The following is a 15,162-nucleotide window of genomic DNA, read 5'->3' on the forward strand; positions in this document are numbered from 1 at the left end:
TGCGTCAGGGTTGCAGACGCTGCGCGGCCGGGAGAAATTCGAGCCGTATCGTCGTGCCGCCGTCGGGCGCGTCCGACACCTCGATCCGTCCGCGATGCCGATCCATCACCTGCCGAACCAGATTCAGGCCCAGCCCTGCGCCCGTCGCCCGCGCGCGCAGGCGATAAAATGGTTCGAAGATCCGCTCGCGCTCATGCGCCGGGATGCCCGGTCCATTGTCCTCGACCTCGATGGCATTTTCATGCGCACGGATGACGACATGGTTTCCACCATGCTCGATTGCGTTGCGGATGAGGTTCGACAGAATCCGCTCGATCGCGCCGGCATCACCCCACACAGCAACGGGGTCGAGACCGGCCACTTCGACCTCGCAGCCATTGGCGATCAGAATGGGCGCAAGGTCCGCGGCGACGGTCCGCGCGATCAGCCCAAGATCGATGCCGTTCGACAGCGACACACCCCGGTCGATGCGTTGCAGATCGACGAGCTGTTCGGCCAGAGTGGCAAGCCGCCCAACATCGCGTCCGAGCCGGTTTGCGATATCAGCATCCTCCAGCCCCTCAATCTTGGCCTGCAGGATCGCGATGGGGGTACGAAGCTCGTGCGCCGCATCGACGACGAAACGCTGGTGCCGCTCATAGCCTTCGTCCAGCCGGTGCAGGGCGCCATTGATCGCCCGGACCAGCGGGATCACTTCGCTGGGGATATCGTCTTCCGGCAGCCGATATCCGCGCCGATCGGTATCGATATGCTCCGCTTCCCGGGCAATGGCCGCCATGCCGGCAAATGCCCTGCTGACGATCCAGGGGATCGCGACGATCGTGATGAGCGCAAGCAGCAGCAGGATCGGGACCATCAGCAGGTTGGACAGGAACAGGACGACGAAGGTCAGGCTGAAAAGGCGCCCATTGCCGAGGACGGTGAATGTGCCGGCAGGGCCGTCGGCCGTGCGGATGACAGCCGAAAGCTGATAGGGCTTACGAATGTCGCGGATGTCGGCAAAGCTCAACCGATCCAGATTCCGACTGAGCAGCTTATAGGCATCGGGCACCACACCGGCCTCGACGATCTCGCCGCGACTGCTGCGCGCGACGAACCAATAGTCTGGAACCGCCGTCCGAAGCGCCCTGATCTCGTCGGTGTCCTTCAGTTCGAGCCGGCCGTCGGCTCGCCGCTCGATCGCCCGCGCCGCAATCTCCGTGATCTGCGCATCGACGAGAACGCCGCCCATGTCCGCGCGCACCAGAAACGCGACAAAGGCCAAGCCGAAGACGAACAAGACGACGACATGGAACAGCAGGAGCTGGACGATCAGGCGACGCTTGAGCGATCGCTTCCCGGGAAACCTCATGAGGCGCGACGCAGAAGATAACCCACGCCTCGGATCGCATGGATTTCGACGCCGGCCTGCGCCTCGACGAGCTTCTTGCGCAGCCGGGAGATATGGGAGTCGAGCGTGTTCGACTGGATCTCGTCGTCAAACCCGTAAACGGCCTGTTCGAGCGTGGGACGAAGGACCGTGCGCCCCCGACGGCGCATCAGCGCGGCCAGCACGCGCAGCTCGCGTCGCGGCAGATCCAGGCGCGCATTGCGGACATGCGCCTCGTCATGCGCCATGTCGAACACGAGATCGCCAAGCTGAACCTGCTCGGCGGCCAGGCTCGCGGGACGCCGGCGAACCGCCCTGATCCGCGCCAGCAATTCTTCCATGGCAAAGGGTTTGGCGAGATAATCGTCGGCGCCATGATCCAGCCCGGACACACGGTCGGCGATCTCGCCGCGGGCCGTCAGGACGATGACGGGAACCCCGGCATTGCAGCGACGCAATTCGGGGAGAAGCGAGAGGCCGTCCCCGTCCGGCAAGGTCCGGTCGAGCAGCACCAGATCATGATCCGCGCTGAGCGCGGCTTCCCCCGCATCGGCGAAACTATGGACATGGTCGATGACGAAACCCTCGCGTTCGAGCACCAGCCGGAGCGCCGCGGCCATCTCCAGCTCGTCCTCGATCAGCAATATCCTCACAGCCTTGCCCCCGCTTCATGTCCGTCCGAAAGGGAACCGGACGGGGTGCGTGCTCGCCCACCCGTCCGGTTCCCGGGATATGCTCTGGAGTGGATCCGGTTCAGATTGAACCGGATCGACTCCAGATCCCTTTGTTTGCCGTGATTTCCGAGCCGGCAGGTGATTCCACCTGCCTCGAAATCACTCTAAAAACCCATCGAGACGCCCAGCTGCGTCCGTGACGCCTTCAGTCCGTCCCGATAATTGATACGATCATATTCGGCGCGAACGAAAAAGCCCGGCGCGATGGCGGTCTCGATGCCGCCGCCATAGAGAAGGCCGCTTTCCGTAGAGCCGGTCTTGATGTCCTTGCTGGTGGTTGCGGCAAAGTCGGTCTTCTCCCGGACGCGCAGCCAGCTATAGCCCGCACGGCCATAGATCAGGACATTTTTGGCGGGAAGAAAGCCGGCGCGCGCCGTGGCATCCCAGGTCCAGCCCGGCTTGAGCGAATATTCGCCGGTGCTGCTCTTCGCCTTCAGGCTCTTGCCGCCCCGGCCGATCCCGGCTTCGGCGCCGATGACGAACATGTGCCCCAGCTCCATGTCGAAACCGGCATGCCCCCGATAGCCAAAGCCGCCGCGATCGGCGTCGACGGCAGTGGCGATCCGGGGAAGCGCATAGTCTCCCTCATAGGATCGATAGTCCGCCGAAACGCCGATCTTCACACCGCTGAAGCTGCCTTCATCCGCGGATTGCGCGAATGCGCCGGTCGGCACCATCGCGCATACTGCCGCAACAAGAATTCGACTCTTCATCTGTTTTTCCTTCACTGGACCTTGGTCGACCGCCCCGCATATGCGGCAGCGGCCGGCGGGCTTTCCGCCCAGTGAATTGCCTCAGCATTGCGTCCGCCGGATGTTTGCGAACGGCGCGTACCGCACAGCTCCTGAAGGGCGCCGATCGCGCCTATCCCGTCCAGCCGTCCAGATGGGTTTCGAGCACCGCCAGCGGCAGCGCACCGGTCAGCAGTCCGGCGTCATGAAAGGCCTTGATGTCGAACCGTGCACCCAGCCGGGCACGGGCCCTGTCGCGGCAACGGGTCCAGACCTGATGGCCGAGCATATAGCCGCAGGCCTGGCCGGGCTGGACGCAATAGCGCTCGACTTCGCGGGTCACCGACGTCTCGGCGTCGCCCAGCGTCTCGATCATGTAGCGGATCGCCTGCTCGCGGCTCCAGCGCTTGTGGTGCAATCCGGAATCGACGACCAGCCGAGCCGCCCGGAACAGCAGCGAGGCGAGATAGCCGAGCCGGCCGAGCGGATCGCCGGCATAGACGCCCATCTCGTCGGCCAGCTGTTCGGCATAGAGCGCCCAGCCTTCGCTATAGCCGGAGAACAGAGGCATGCGGCGGAGCAGCGGCAGGCCCTTGGCCTCCATCGCCAGCGCGTTCTGCAGATGATGGCCGGGCAGGACCTCGTGATAGACGAAAGTCGGCACGTCGAATTTCGGCCATTCGGCGGTGTCGCGCAAATTCATCGAGAGCAGGCCCGGCCGCCCCCCGTCGACCGATGGCGGCTGATAGGTTCCGCCCGGGGCGCCCGCCTCGACGCTCGGCGGCGTGCGCTGGACGGCGACCGGGGCCTGGGGCAGCGCGTTGAACCAGTCGGGCAGGCGGCGGCGCATGCCGGCGATCATGCCGTCGATATCCTTCAGCACCGCCGCGCGCCCGGCGTCGGTATTGGGATAGAGATAGGCCGGATCCTTGCGCAGCGCGGCGATGCGTTGCGCCATCGAGCCCTGCGTCAGGCCGCGTGCCGCCAGGATCGCGTCGGCCTCCTTGGTCAGCCTGGCCACCAGTTCCAGGCCGAGCCGGTGGATATCCTCGCCGCTCATGTCGGTGGTCGTGAACGAGCGGACGCCATAACGGTAATAGGCCTCGCCGTCCGGCAGGCGCCAGCAGCCGGCGTCGTGCGATGCCCCGGGCAGCGCCCGGGCCTGAAGGTCGGCCTGACGCCGTAGCGCGGGATAGACCCGCTCGGCGACGATGCCGGCGGCGCGGCGCTCCCAATCGCCGGCCAGTCCCTTCGCCGTGGTGCGGCCGGTCAGGTTCGCCACCAGCTCCGACTGTGCCGCCGGACCGGCGATCATGCCGCGTAGCTGCTGTTCGCTTCGGCGCAGCACGAAATCCGGCGGGGTCGCGCCCCGGGCATAGTCGTCCCGCGCGCGCTCGGTCTCCTGATCGAGCACCGTCGCGAAAGCGGCGAGGCGCGACAGATAAGCCTCGGCATCCGCGACGGTGGCGACGCCGTGCTGGTGCGCGAGGAAACCGGGGACCGACTGATAGCTGCCCGTCATCTGCGAGATCACATAGGGCACCGCGCCACCGACCCCGGGATCGCCATAAGGGAAATCGAAACCGCGCAACGTCGAGGCCGCCAGATCGGCTGCCACCTGATAATTCAGGCGGTCGGTATCGTGCAGATCGGCCAGCCGATACCGGCCCAGCCCGTCCTTCATTCGCTGCATCAGCGCCTTCAGGCGAAGCAGGCCGGCGGCCGAGCGGTCGTCGAGGCGCGTCCTGGCCGCCGCATGCGGGCCGGTGTCCATGCCGGTCATCGTCATCAATTGCGGCGAGTCCAGCAGCGCATCCTGCATCGCCTGGTCCATCAGCGCGGTCAGCCCGGCGCCATCGCCCGGCGGGGCGGCACGCGCGGTTCCGGCAAAAGCGACCGAGCCGGCGGCGAGCAGCAGATGTCGACGGCTGATCATGCGGCAAGACCGGACGCGCTTTGTCGATGGCATCGCGCTTCGTTGTCAGGTCCGAACATGATTGCCACCTCCACACACCTCCAGAAACGAAGAGTTCCGGCGACATAATAGGTCGCAGCCGGCAGTTCAAAGCACCCCGGTACCCCAGATGCGTCTAAATGACCGGTCGACGGGAGAGGTCGCGGTGCCGGGGCGAGCAGATTGCCGACGTGGCAGCGCCGTTCAGCGGGATCGCTCCGACAGCGACACATTGGGTTTCGGACTGAGACCGGCAGAGGGATTATAGCCCAGCGATTCGGTCGACGGTTTCGCCGCTGCCGTCATCGCCTCCTCGCGTTCCCGACGGCGCAGATCGACGCTTTCGGACGGGTCATGCTCCACGATGCCGCGCTCCTTGGCATCCGCCTTGTCCAGCAGTCCCTGGAACGTCCCCGAATCGATGGCCGCGAACTCGGTGAGGTCTCCCTTCTCCGCGCCCTTCACCACTTCGTCCATGAGCTTGCCGGTCGCCATTTCGAGCAGGGCGAAGTGCGGCTTCATGTTGAGCGGCCCGCCATCCAGATCGAAGCTGCCGACAAGTATCGTCTTGCCGTCCGGCGCGGGCTTCACCGTAAAGTCGATATCGGCGATTTCATCGCCATCGGCCAGCACCTCGATCGATACGGATTCGCCGGTCACGCTTTCGGTGACGAAGGTGATCGTCTTGCCGGGCAGCGGATTCTCTTCGCCGAATTTGAGCGGCGCGGTCGGCATCGGCTTGAAATTCTCGATACGTTCCTTCTTCAACGACGCGGCCCCCGCCGCGAGCGCATTGTATACGGCGTTCGGCGGCTCATCGATGATGCGCTCATGGCGCGCGCCGCCGGACCCGCTGGCCGCATAAACGCCAGCGGCCGCCACACCCATCAATCCCAGCACCGCCGCTTTCATCCCGCACCCCCTTTTATTGCGGGGCAAGTGCTATCCGGCGCCGGTTAACAACCGGTGCGCTCCGCGCCCGCAGCGATCGCCATGCCGCCCTCCCGGCAGGGCAAGATCGACGCTATCCGCCCGATCTGCTAGCCGGCTGGCAGGATCCGCAAGGACAGTCATGATGATGCAGAGCACCGGGCCGGCAGATATCACCACGCGTTTCCAGGACGCGTGGAACAGGCACGACATGACGGCCTTTGGCCGGCTGTTCCATCCCGATGCGACCTTCGTGAACCGGTTCGGAACCTATTGGCGCGGGGTCGACCAGATCGTCGCCGGTCATGCCGGCATCCACGCGTCGATCTATCGCGATTCGACGCTTGCGATCGATCCGCCCGATGTCGATCCGATCTCCGACGATGCGGCGATCCTGCATTTCTGGTCGCGGCTCGGCGCGGGCGCCGCGCATCCGGCCGGACCGCATCAGGTCGACACGCTGATCCTCGCGGTGGTGACGCGTCGCGACGGCGAATGGCGCATCCAGGCGCTCGAGAATGTGACGCTGACCGATCCGATGACAGGAGCCACGGTTCTGCGCCGCTGAATGCGGGGCGCGTGCGATCGGTGATCAAGGCCGGAAAGAGATGGTGCCCGGGGACGGAGTCGAACCGCCGACACTGCGATTTTCAGTCGCATGCTCTACCAACTGAGCTACCCGGGCATCTCGCCGCGAACGCGGAAGTGGCGCCTATAGAGAAGGCTAGTGCTCGCTGTCCAGCCCGTTTGACGGCTTTTCGCCAAGAGCGCCGTCGGCGGGCGGGCCGGGGATGCGATAACCTTCGCCAAGCCAGCGCAGCAGATCGCGATCCTTGCAGCCGCGGCTGCAGAAAGGGGTGTTGTCGACGCTGGCGGGCGCGCCGCACAGCGGGCAGGAATCGGTCTTGCTCATGATGCCCAGATAGTCGTTCGTGCCGCGTTATTGAAGCGGCGCGATCGCGATCGGCCGACCGGTGCGGCGTGCGAGTGCGTCGATCCAGTCGGGCCGCGTGCTTGCCAGCGCATAGGCGCGCGGCGTCAGGTGCAGCGTTCCGCCGACGGGCGGATCGCGTTCGGCGCGGCGCAGCGCCGCGCGCAACGCGGCGGCGGCGGGATCCGCGGCCAGCAGTTCGGGCAGGGATGCGCGCAACCGCCGGCGGATAATCTGGAGAAAACCGAACCCGTTGACCGCGGTCCGCTCGAACGGTTGCGGCAAGGCCGCGTCGAGCGCTTCCGCCGCGGCGCGACGCGCCTGGCGCCCGGGCAAGGTGGGCAGGTCGATGCCGATCGAACCGCCAATGCCCATCCGCCGGATCGCACGGCCGGCGGCGGTGGCGCCGGCAATGGCGAGTGGTTCGACCGGCGGACCGCCATCGACGTCGAACAATGTCATCGCGGGCGTGACCGACATGCGCAGCGCGCCGCCGACAAAGGCGATCTCGCCGCTCTCCGCCTCTTCGATCAGTTCGGACCAGCCCGCCGCCTCGAGCAGATCGGGTTCGTGCGGCTGGAGAATGCGCACCGGCGATCCGTTGGCGCGGATGCGTTCGAGCAGGCTCGGGCCGGGCCGCACGACCTCGTCGGGCAGCGCTGCCACTGCCTTCACCGCCTTGGGCCGGCCGGATTCGGGAATCGCCTCGCGGACGATGCGGACGCGCAACGCCGCGCCCTGCGTCGTGCCCGGCGGGATGCCGTCGAGCATCGCCTCCATGCCGCCGTCCAGCATCACGCGCCCGCTGAGGCGCGGCACCACTATCTCGGTCAGCCGCGCATCGGCCACCGCACCGACACGCAGGCCGGTGCTTTCGGGCTCGATCATCGCTTCCAGTATCTCGCCATCGGCGACCAAAGCGGCGCGCGCCTCGCCGATCCCGTCCTCATAGAGCCATTCAGCCAAGGACCTGCTCCGGCGCCATCGGATAACCGGCCGCTTCGAGCAGTGCCCGCGTCTCGAACACGGGCAGGCCGATCACGCCCGAGGGGCTGCCACCGACGAAGCGGATCAGCGCACCCGCGCGTCCCTGCAGCGCATAACCCCCGGCCTTGCCGTGCCATTCGCCGCTCGCGACATAGGCCTGGATCTCGGCGGCGCTCAGCCGCTTGAACGCGACGATAGTGGTCGACAGCCGGTGACGCGCAATGCCGTCGGGACGGACCAAAGTGACCGCACTCAGCACGCGGTGGCGGCGGCCGGAGAGCAAGGCGAGACAGTCGCGCGCCTCGGCCTCGGTCTCGGCCTTTGGCAGGATGCGGCGCCCGACCGCCACCACGGTATCGGCGGCCAGCACCAGCGCATCGGGCTGGCGCGCGGCGACCATCGCCGCCTTCGCCGCGGCGACGCGGCGCGCATAGATGGCGGGCTGTTCGGCCTTGAGCGGAGTCTCGTCGATATCGGCGGGATCGATCGCGTCGGGCGTCACGCCGATCTGCGCAAGCAGGTCGACACGGCGCGGACTGGCCGATGCGAGGACGAGGCGCACGGCCCGGTCCTTATTTGAAGCGATAGGTGATCCGACCCTTGGTCAGGTCGTACGGCGTGAGTTCGACGAGCACTTCGTCGCCCACGAGCACGCGGATGCGGTTCTTGCGCATCTTACCGGCGGTGTGACCGAGAATCTCGTGGTCATTCTCGAGCCGGACGCGGAACATGGCATTGGGGAGAAGCTCCACCACCTGCCCGCGCATTTCCAGAAGTTCTTCCTTCGCCATGCATTCTCTTAAATATCATCGGGAAAATCCGCGCCGCCTTAGCGCCAAACTGCGCCGAAGGAAAGCATGGTCACGATTCGGTAACTTGCCCCTCGAGAGGTGGGCCCATTCGGCTCAACTCAGCGATTTTCCGGCGCGCCCGGCCAGCTCGACCGCATATTGCCAGGCGATCCGCCCCGAGCGGCTGCCGCGCTGCTGCGCCCAGAGCAGGGCGTCGGCCGGATCGAGTACCAGCCCGTGCCGCTGCGCATAGGCGCCAACCATCGCGAGATAGGTGTCCTGATCGCAATTGTGGAAACCGAGATTGAGCCCGAAGCGATCGGCGAGCGCCAGGCGATCGTCGACCACGTCGCGCGGATTGATCGCGCTTTGCTGTTCCTCCATCGCCCGTGCGACGATGTGGCGGCGGTTAGACGTGACGTGGAGCCGCGCATTGGCCGGGCGCGCTTCGGCGCCGCCCTCCAGCAACGAGCGCAGCACGCGCGGATCGGCGCCGCCGGCATCCTCGAAGCCGAGATCGTCGATGAAGATGGCAAAAGCGCGGGGCACCGCCGCGATCGCATCGAACAATGCCGGGAGCGTACCGATGCGATCGCCCGCCACTTCGATCAGCGCGATATCCGCGCCCTCGTCGCGCAGCGCGCCGACCACGCTTTTGACGAGCGCGGACTTGCCCATGCCGCGCGATCCCCAGAGCAGCACGTCATGCGCGGCATGGCCGGCCGCGAGCCGGCGCGTATTTTCGAGCACCGCGGCCTTTTGCGCATCGACGCCGGTCAGCAGCGCCAACGGCAATGGCGAGAAGGCGCGCGCGGCAGCCAGCGCACCGTCGCGCCAGACATAGGCGGGATGCGCGGCGGGATCGGCCGACGCCGCGGGGGGTGGCGCCAGCCGCTCGAGCGCGGCGGCAATGCGGACAAGATCCGTATCGTTCATGATCGTCTCAGCGTTCGCGCTGGAGCGCGACGATGCGGCCGCGTTCGCTTTCGGGGATCAGCCCCTCCAGCACCATCCAGAAGCCGGCGACCGCGCCCTGCCCCGCCTGGGCATAGGCCGCGGAGACCTTTTCACGCAGCGCCTCGAACAGCCGCGTTTCGAGCGCCGCGCCCTCGGGCGTGAGGCGCAGCAGCCGCTGGCGCCGGTCGCTGGCGCCGGTGCGCTGCTCGACCAGTTCGCGCGCGGACAGTTCGTTGAGCACGCGGCCCAGCGACTGTTTGGTGATCGCGAGCAGCTTGAGCAATTCGCTGACGGTGAGATCGGGCTGGCGTGCGATGAAATAGAGCGCGCGATGATGGGCACGGCCCAGCCCCTGCAGGCCCAGCTCCTCATCGATCGCGCGGGTCATGTGGCTATAGCCGAAATAGAGCAGTTCGACGCCGCGTCGTATCTCGGGCTCGCGCAAAAAAAGCGGCGAAGCTGCGCTCGGGTTTGGGACAGCCATATTGACGTATTTATCCTTAGTCCCTAGTCCCGCGCAAGGCGAACGCACGCGCCAGAACGAGAGGAAATATCATGTCGTCTGCCTCCCTACCGACTTTCGCGTTCGAACCCAATCCCACCCCCGTTGCGATCGAAGATCGCGCGAGGCAGTTGGTCGATCCGGGTTTCGGACGCGTGTTCACCGATCATATGGCGATCGTCGAATATACCGAGGGTCAAGGCTGGCATGACGCACGCATCGCCGCACGCGGATCGGTGACGATGGATCCGGCCTCCTCCGTGCTGCATTATGCGCAGGAGATTTTTGAGGGACTCAAGGCCTATAGCCGTCCCGATGGCGGCGCCGCCCTGTTCCGTCCCGACGCCAATGCGCGCCGCTTCAATGCCTCCGCGCAGCGGCTGGCGATGCCGGCACTGCCGGAAGAGATCTTCCTCGAATCGATTCGCGCGCTGGTCCGCGCCGATGCCGGCTGGATCCCGCAGGGCGAGGATGGTGCGCTCTATCTGCGCCCCTTCATGATCGCGAGCGAAGTGTTCCTCGGCGTGAAGCCGTCCTCGCAATATCTTTATATGGTGCTCGCCTCGTCGGTCGGCGCTTATTTCAAGGGCGGTGCACCCGCGGTCTCGCTGTGGGTGACGCGCGAATATACGCGTGCGGCGCCTGGCGGCACGGGTGCGGCGAAGTGCGGCGGCAATTATGCGGCAAGCCTTGTCGCCCAGGCCGAAGCGATCCGCCAGGGCTGCGACCAGGTGGTGTTCCTCGACGCGGTCGAGCGCCGCTGGATCGAGGAACTGGGCGGCATGAACGTGTTCTTCGTCTTCGACGACGGATCGATGCTCACCCCGCCGCTGAGCGGCACGATCCTGCCCGGCATCACGCGCGATTCGATCCTGACGCTTGCCCGCGCGCAGGGAATCACGGTGCGCGAAGAGCCCTATTCGATCGAGCAATGGGAAGCCGACGCCAAGAGCGGCCGCCTGACCGAAGCCTTTGCCTGCGGCACCGCCGCAGTGGTGACACCGATCGGCAGCGTCGCGAGCGCGGAGGGCAAATTCACCATTGGCGGCCAGTCCGCCGGCCCGCTGACGCAGCGCGTCCGCACGATGCTGGTCGATATCCAGCGCGGCAACGCGCCCGATCCGCACGGCTGGGTCTCGCAGGTAATCTGATCCCATGACGAAAAGGGGGCGCGGCAATCTGCCAAACCCCCTTTTCAGTCGCAGGACAGCACACTAAGGCAGCCGCTCGCCTCTGCTGGGGCGTCGCCAAGTGGTAAGGCACCGGTTTTTGGTACCGGCATTCGCAGGTTCGAATCCTGCCGCCCCAGCCAACCGAGTCCACGTGATTCGGTTCCAGCGCAATGCGTTACAGTAAATTCTGACCGACAATCAGATAGACCGGGTTTGACCGCTATCCTGTCATGATTTTATGCGCCGCCATCCGGCATGGCGGTACGAGCAGAAATCGAGACCGAACGTCGTGAATTATCCGAGCGACATTTGGGGCCTAAGGGCGCGCCCTTATTTGCGGGCGCCGCTCAGCGCCAAGGCCAAATCATGGACATGGTCGATCGCCTCGTAAAAGGCCTTTACCGGTAGCCGTTCGTTGAGGCCGTGGAAGAAGACGTCGCTGCTCTTCATGAACACGCCCGAGCTTGCGAAGGTCGGCATGCCTTTGGTGCGATAGATCATGCCGTCGGTGCCGCCCGCCTCCAGATACGGGGTAATCGGAATGCCGGGATAGCGGGCATGGATCGATTTGGTGATCGCGGCCATGATGTCGGGTCGCGGATCGGAAACCGGGCTGACGACCGGATTGCCGATCACTTCGATCTCCACAGTGTTGTTGCCGGCCGCCTCGGCCAGGCGCGCCTTGACGCCTTCGATCGTGTCGCCCGGATAGATGCGGCAATTGACGGTCGCCTTCGCGCGTTGTGGCAACGCATTTTCAGCATGGCCGGCATCCACCATGGTCGCGACGCAGGTGGTACTGACCTCATAGGCGACGGTAGGATCGGCCATCAGATAAGCGGCTGCTTCGGCGTCCTTTGGATTCTCGGCGAAGCGCGAAAGCATCGAACCCTTTTCGCCGGGCGTGGACTTGGCTGCGAGGCGTAGCGTGGCCCTGGTCAGCTCATTGGCCTGAGCCGGGAATTTCAGCGCCCGGATACCGTTCAGGACGTCGGCGAGATCGTAGATCGCATTGTCCTTGCGCGGCCGGCTGCTGTGGCCACCGGGGTTGCGCAGGGTCAACGTATATGTGGCATAGGTCTTCTCGGCACCCTGAACGCCGTAAGAGGTCGGCTTGCCCTGCTCGTCGAGCGTGCCGCCCCCGGCATCGGTGTTGATCACATATTCGGTGCCCTTCACCCATTCATGATCGGCGATCAGGCGGGTCGTCTCCATGCCGGTTTCCTCGTCGCCGACAAAGGCGAAGACGAGCGCGCGGCCGGGCACGACCTTGTCGGCCTTCAGGCGCAGAATGGTGGAGACGAGCGCAGTGACACCCTGTTTGTTGTCGCCGGTACCGCGGCCGAAGAAATACCCATTTTCCTCGATCAGCTTGAACGGGCTGCGTTCCCAATCCTCGGGCCGGGCATCGACCACGTCCATATGGGCCGAGAACATGATCTTGCGCGTCGACCGGTCGCGGCCGGGTACGCGCACCAGCAAGGCCGCAGTCTCCTTGTGCGGAATGATGACGATGTCCTCGGCCGGGACTCCGCCTGCCTTCAGCGTGTCAGCGATATAGGCCGCCATCGCCGGAACTTGACCATGACCCTTGGCGGTGCGGTAGGAGATCAGCTTCTCGTAAATATCCCTTGCCTGGCGCTGGTAGGGCGCATCCTGCGCCATGGCCGGGGCAGCGAGCGCGAAGAGCGAGACGAAGCCGGCGAAAGTCTTGAGCATGTATGGGTCCCCTGATGCGCTGTTGCGGCGAGGATGGGACGGAAAGCCTCCACCCTCAAGCGATTTTCCCGGCAAGCCGGGTCGATCCGAGCATGATAAGAAGCACCAACAATCTCGTCATCCCCGCTCGGATGACAATTCCCGACGCGATCATTTTATTATTGCGACTCATTAGCATTAGCTTCTATGGGCAGCCCTCGACCGACAAAGGGGTGGCCATGAGTAGACAATCGACGATCGCACGATGCTTGCTGGGATGCGCGGCAACCATCGGCTGGCATGCCGCCGTCCTGGCGCAGCAACCGGCCGACACCGACGAGAAGCGCGACGACATCATCGTCACCGCCCAGGCCGCGGACACCATCGCGATGGCGTCGAAGGCCGATATTCCGGCCCTCGAAAACGCGCAGGCGATCTCGATCATCTCCGAACAGACGCTGGCCGATCAGGGCGTCCGCAGGCTCGGCGACGCGCTGTTCAACGTCGCGGGCGTCTCGCGCAACAACACCTATGGCTTTTTCGACGGGTTCAACATCCGCGGCTTTAACGCCTCTTCGGGCGCGACCTATCTCGACGGCCTGCTCGACGACACCGGCTATGGCACGTCGGAGATGATCGGGCTCGAACGCATCGAAGTGGTGAAGGGCCCGGCATCCGGACTGTTCGGTCAGGGGCCGCTTTCGGGCATCGTCAATCTGGTCAGCAAGCGCCCCCGGGACGAGGCGTTCCTGGACGTGGGCGTCAGTGCGGGATCCTATGACCTGATCGAACTGCGCGCGGACGCAAACGGCGCGCTGACGCAGAATGGCAGCCTCACCGCGCGCCTCGCCGCCGTTTATCGCAACCAGGATTTCTTCGTCGAGTCTTCGGGGCAGAAGCGCATTTTCCTGGCGCCGTCGCTGAGCTGGAAAATCACGCCGGACACCACGCTGACGCTATTGGGCCGCTATCAGACGGACAATATCAGGCCTTGGTCGCCCACGACCGCCTATGGCACCGCGCTGCCCAACCCCAACGGGCCGCTGCCGATCAGCCTGTCGATCAACGACACCGAATATCCCGCCGTACAGAAGAACGACTATTGGAATCTGGGCTATGTGTTCGATCACAGGTTCAGCGACGCCTTCGCGATCCATCAATCGCTGCGCTATCAGGATTTCCACAATTCGTGGGACAATTGGCTGTTCATCACGGGCATCAACACCCAGGATATCCCGGCCACCGCGACCACGCCGCTGATCCCCGCCTATAGCCGGGTCAGCCGCGCCTTTTACGGACCCTATGAGCAGAATGGCAGCTATTTCCGGGTCGATACCAATGCCAGCCTGCGTTTCGATACCGGACCGCTGAACCATTATGTGCTGGCCGGAATCGACTATGGCCGCCGCAAGTCCGACGACACCAATCTCTACGACACCAGCAGCCCATATTATCTGAATCTCTATGCGCCGGTCTACGGCACGGTCAGCACGCATAATCCGGCACTGCCGCTGACCAGCGCCGGCAGCCGAACACGGCAGCTCGGTTTCTACGTACAGGATCATATCCAGCTGGGCGAAATCCTGACGCTCACGCTTGGCGGCCGCTGGGACGACGCGTCCGCGATCAATCTGAGCGGCGGTGTCCGGGGTGCGAAAACCAAGGCGAGTGCGTTCAGCCCGCGCGCAGGCGCGACGCTGGCAATCAGCAACTCGGCGTCGCTCTATGTGAACTACTCCAAATCGTTCACGCCGCAATTCAGCTACAAGGACGTCAATCAGCAAGTCCTGCCGCCCGAACGCGGCGTCAATTACGAGGGCGGCATCAAGATCGCGCGCAGCGACGGCACGCTGACCGGCATGCTCACCCTGTTCCAGCTGACCCGCGCCAATGTCGCCACCGCCGACGCGGTGCTGCCCAATGTCTATGTGCTCACCGGCGAACAGCGCACGCGCGGCATCGAGGCCGAGGGCGCATGGCGTCCCGCGCCCGGCGTCGAACTGACCGCGGCCTATAGCTATCTCGATGCCAAGGTGACCGCCGACAACCGCCTGCTGGTGGGGTCGCGGCTGGGCAGCGTGCCGCGGCACATCGTCAATCTCTGGGGGCGCTATACGATCCAGAACGGGCCGCTCACCAATCTCGGCGCGGGCGCCGGGCTGCATCACGAAAGCAACCGCGCCGCCAGCACCGCATCGGCGGTGCCGGGCGCGACGCGGCCCTTCTATCTCGACGGCTATCTGCTCGTCGACGCTGCGCTCTACTATAAATTCGGGGACTGGTCGGCGCAGGCCAATATCCGCAACATCTTCAACGAGCGCTATTTCCCGACGGGCTCGCTGACTCGCACGACGCCGGGCGAACCGCGCACCTTCATGATCTCACTCCAGCGCCATTTCTGATCCA

15 protein-coding genes and 2 tRNA genes are annotated in these 15,162 nt (G+C 65.2%); 4 read left to right on the forward strand and 13 right to left on the reverse strand.

From position 1 onward, the window contains the following. Positions 1 to 4: 4 nt before the first annotated feature. The 5 genes from AC3WN8_RS04690 to AC3WN8_RS04710 form a co-directional block, all read right to left on the reverse strand. Positions 5 to 1,351 carry a sensor histidine kinase gene (locus AC3WN8_RS04690; RefSeq protein WP_492668232.1) on the reverse strand — a complete coding sequence of 449 codons (1,347 nt, stop codon included), beginning with the start codon at positions 1,349 to 1,351 and terminating at the stop codon, positions 5 to 7. Beyond that, positions 1,348 to 2,022 carry a response regulator gene (locus AC3WN8_RS04695; RefSeq protein WP_492668233.1) on the reverse strand — a complete coding sequence of 225 codons (675 nt, stop codon included), beginning with the start codon at positions 2,020 to 2,022 and terminating at the stop codon, positions 1,348 to 1,350. Before AC3WN8_RS04695 ends, AC3WN8_RS04690 begins: the two co-directional genes overlap by 4 nt. Positions 2,023 to 2,207: 185 nt before the next feature. Further along, positions 2,208 to 2,816 carry an outer membrane protein gene (locus AC3WN8_RS04700; RefSeq protein WP_492668234.1) on the reverse strand — a complete coding sequence of 203 codons (609 nt, stop codon included), beginning with the start codon at positions 2,814 to 2,816 and terminating at the stop codon, positions 2,208 to 2,210. Between the two features lie 151 nt (positions 2,817 to 2,967). After that, positions 2,968 to 4,770, reverse strand: a complete 1,803-nt coding sequence (locus tag AC3WN8_RS04705; protein WP_492668235.1) for a DUF885 domain-containing protein — start codon at positions 4,768 to 4,770, stop codon at positions 2,968 to 2,970. A gap of 222 nt (positions 4,771 to 4,992) precedes the next feature. Next, the gene (locus AC3WN8_RS04710; protein WP_492668236.1) at positions 4,993 to 5,700 is read right to left on the reverse strand and encodes an SRPBCC family protein; all 708 of its coding nucleotides are present in this window, start codon (positions 5,698 to 5,700) and stop codon (positions 4,993 to 4,995) included. 163 nt (positions 5,701 to 5,863) lie between these two features. On the opposite strand from AC3WN8_RS04710, the gene AC3WN8_RS04715 reads away from it, so the two are divergent. After that, positions 5,864 to 6,286, forward strand: a complete 423-nt coding sequence (locus AC3WN8_RS04715; RefSeq protein ID WP_492668237.1) for an SgcJ/EcaC family oxidoreductase — start codon at positions 5,864 to 5,866, stop codon at positions 6,284 to 6,286. 41 nt (positions 6,287 to 6,327) lie between these two features. Here the strand turns inward: AC3WN8_RS04715 and AC3WN8_RS04720 are convergent. From AC3WN8_RS04720 to AC3WN8_RS04750, 7 genes are all read right to left on the reverse strand, one after another. Further along, positions 6,328 to 6,403: transfer RNA gene (locus AC3WN8_RS04720), tRNA-Phe, on the reverse strand. Between the two features lie 39 nt (positions 6,404 to 6,442). Further along, positions 6,443 to 6,631: a DNA gyrase inhibitor YacG gene (locus AC3WN8_RS04725; RefSeq protein WP_492668238.1), complete on the reverse strand. Its 189-nt coding sequence runs from the start codon at positions 6,629 to 6,631 to the stop codon at positions 6,443 to 6,445. A 27-nt stretch (positions 6,632 to 6,658) separates the two neighbouring features. Next, positions 6,659 to 7,615 carry a ribonuclease gene (locus AC3WN8_RS04730; RefSeq protein ID WP_492668239.1) on the reverse strand — a complete coding sequence of 319 codons (957 nt, stop codon included), beginning with the start codon at positions 7,613 to 7,615 and terminating at the stop codon, positions 6,659 to 6,661. After that, positions 7,608 to 8,198 (reverse strand): Maf family protein, encoded by a 591-nt coding sequence (locus AC3WN8_RS04735; RefSeq protein ID WP_492668240.1) that lies wholly within the window; start codon positions 8,196 to 8,198, stop codon positions 7,608 to 7,610. The genes AC3WN8_RS04730 and AC3WN8_RS04735 overlap by 8 nt, the downstream gene beginning before the upstream one ends. 10 nt (positions 8,199 to 8,208) lie before the next feature. Next, positions 8,209 to 8,427, reverse strand: coding sequence for a translation initiation factor IF-1 (gene infA / locus AC3WN8_RS04740; protein WP_003049127.1), 219 nt, complete (start codon positions 8,425 to 8,427; stop codon positions 8,209 to 8,211). A gap of 114 nt (positions 8,428 to 8,541) precedes the next feature. Further along, positions 8,542 to 9,363: an ATP-binding protein gene (locus AC3WN8_RS04745; RefSeq protein WP_492668241.1), complete on the reverse strand. Its 822-nt coding sequence runs from the start codon at positions 9,361 to 9,363 to the stop codon at positions 8,542 to 8,544. A gap of 7 nt (positions 9,364 to 9,370) precedes the next feature. Continuing rightward, positions 9,371 to 9,868 (reverse strand): MarR family winged helix-turn-helix transcriptional regulator, encoded by a 498-nt coding sequence (locus tag AC3WN8_RS04750; RefSeq protein ID WP_492668242.1) that lies wholly within the window; start codon positions 9,866 to 9,868, stop codon positions 9,371 to 9,373. A gap of 71 nt (positions 9,869 to 9,939) precedes the next feature. On the opposite strand from AC3WN8_RS04750, the gene AC3WN8_RS04755 reads away from it, so the two are divergent. Together AC3WN8_RS04755 and AC3WN8_RS04760 are read left to right on the forward strand one after the other, a co-directional pair. After that, a complete protein-coding gene (locus AC3WN8_RS04755; RefSeq protein ID WP_492668243.1) occupies positions 9,940 to 11,037 on the forward strand; it encodes a branched-chain amino acid aminotransferase in 1,098 nt (365 codons plus the stop codon). A gap of 86 nt (positions 11,038 to 11,123) precedes the next feature. Continuing rightward, a tRNA-Gln gene (locus AC3WN8_RS04760) sits at positions 11,124 to 11,198 on the forward strand. A gap of 190 nt (positions 11,199 to 11,388) precedes the next feature. On the opposite strand, the gene AC3WN8_RS04765 is transcribed toward AC3WN8_RS04760, so the two are convergent. Further along, complete coding sequence (locus AC3WN8_RS04765) at positions 11,389 to 12,777, reverse strand: M20/M25/M40 family metallo-hydrolase (RefSeq protein WP_492668244.1); 1,389 nt, start codon at positions 12,775 to 12,777, stop codon at positions 11,389 to 11,391. Between the two features lie 218 nt (positions 12,778 to 12,995). On the opposite strand from AC3WN8_RS04765, the gene AC3WN8_RS04770 reads away from it, so the two are divergent. Continuing rightward, complete coding sequence (locus AC3WN8_RS04770; RefSeq protein WP_492668245.1) at positions 12,996 to 15,158, forward strand: TonB-dependent siderophore receptor; 2,163 nt, start codon at positions 12,996 to 12,998, stop codon at positions 15,156 to 15,158. Positions 15,159 to 15,162: the final 4 nt, after the last annotated feature.

Source organism: Sphingobium sp. FW305-3-2-15-F-TSA7 (genome assembly GCF_058787155.1).